The following is a 1,580-nucleotide window of genomic DNA, read 5'->3' as shown; positions in this document are numbered from 1 at the left end:
GCTTCTTTCTTAGTTGCAGTTGCAGATGTGATAGCGTCTTGATATTTAGCGATTTGTTTAGCTTGCTCAGCTTTTGCTGTTTCTTCTGCTTGTTCGTAAGTTGTTACGTAATCAGCAGTATCATTTGCATCAGTATTTCCTGCGAGTGGAACACTTAATACAAAGTGAATTTGTGCGAAATCACCAAGACCTTTATAATTAGAGAAGAAGCTGTATGTTACACCCATTTGCGCTGTTTCTTCAAGAATAATTTCAGCGTGATGAAGTTCATCACTAGAAAATACCATGAGAGTAATAGCTTCATAAATGTCTTGTTTGATTTGAGCCATAGTCATATAACGACTGTCTGTGTTTGTTGATGCTATACATTCTGAACTATATGCAGAATTTGCGGCGGCTGCACCAGTTTTTAGAGCAGATTCATCATGACCTTTATTATCAAAAGCAAACCAGTTATCAGCTTCGTATTGTTTAGCAACTTGAGTAACAACATTGATAGAGTTTGTTGAAATAGTAACTGCTGGTTTACCAAGTTGTTTACGCAAATCATTAATTACTTGAGCCGCATATTCATTAATTTCTTTAAGTTGTTCTGATATTGGGTTTGAAATATCAACAGTTGTATTGCGGTCAGCTTCTGTTGTATTTGTTTGAACATTAAATGCGGGAATTTGATATGATTTGTTCAACTCCATTGTCGCCTTTTGGGCTTCTTCCATGGATGTATATCCGCCAGTACCATCCAAATCATAACCTTCAGGTAATGTTGGTTTTGGAGCTGTTGGTGTTGTTGCAGTATTTTTTTCAATTTCTTTGATTTTATCTGTGTTTTCAGAAATTGTTTTATCTGCTTCTGCGATTGTTTTATCAGCGTCAGCAATAGTGGCGTCGCTATCGGCAATTGTTTTATTTGCGTCTGCGATTTCTTGTGAAATAGCGCCTGTATCTGTTTGAGTTGCTTTTTCTACATCAGCTTTTGCGTCATCAATAGCCGCTTGACGATCACTATCTGCTTTTTCTGTAGCGGCTTTATCAGCCGTTGCGTTGTTAACTGCGTCGCTAGCTGCTTGTTCGTTTGCTTTAGCATCATCAAGTGCTTTTTGCGCATCAGCGTCTGATTGTTCACCATCAACAATCTTTTGTGCCGTATCAACAGCATTTTGAGCGGCATCAACATCAGCTTTAGTATCAGCCATGGTTTGATTTGCGTCAGATACTACGTCTTGTTGATCAGATACAGCTTGGTTTGCTTTGTTAACTTCATCTTGAGCTTTATCAGCGTTTGTTTGAGCGTTATTAACAATTTCTTGTTGAGAGTCAGTAGCGGCTTGTGCTGTGTCAGCATCAGCTTTAGCGGTATCGACCTCTTCTTTGACAGTATCAAGAGAATCAGATACTTGCGCTTGTGTTTCAACAGAAGCGTCATCAATTTCATCAGCGGTACATGAGTTGTTGATTTAACGCTAACACCAGCAAGTGCAACAGTAATAGCGGCAGATGTTAGTAATTGTTTGCGATTCATAGAATTTCGTTATCTCCTTACCATTTATCACTAACTACCCGTGGTGCTAGTTAAATTT

The 1,580-nt window shown here is 38.5% G+C and carries 2 protein-coding genes; both read right to left on the bottom strand.

What is annotated here, in order from left to right:
- Window positions 1–1,196 (bottom strand): SEC10/PgrA surface exclusion domain-containing protein (locus B3R79_RS06750; protein ID WP_293695870.1); only part of this gene is annotated, 1,196 nt, incomplete at its 3' end.
- Between the two features lie 20 nt (window positions 1,197–1,216).
- Entirely contained in the window at window positions 1,217–1,522 is a 306-nt protein-coding gene (locus B3R79_RS06745; protein WP_168261235.1) for a hypothetical protein, read from the bottom strand.
- Between the last annotated feature and the right edge of the window lie 58 nt (window positions 1,523–1,580).

Origin of the sequence: Streptococcus sp. UBA3373, from assembly GCF_002360305.1 — a bacterium.
Lineage (GTDB): Bacteria > Bacillota > Bacilli > Lactobacillales > Streptococcaceae > Streptococcus > Streptococcus alactolyticus.
This window is presented reverse-complemented; position numbering and strand designations above follow the sequence as displayed.

What these genes read in the sequence shown, in the direction of transcription:
- B3R79_RS06745 (WP_168261235.1), bottom strand. Translation starts at nt 1,522, where the DNA reads ATGAATCGCAAACAATTACTAACATCTGCCGCTATTACTGTTGCACTT.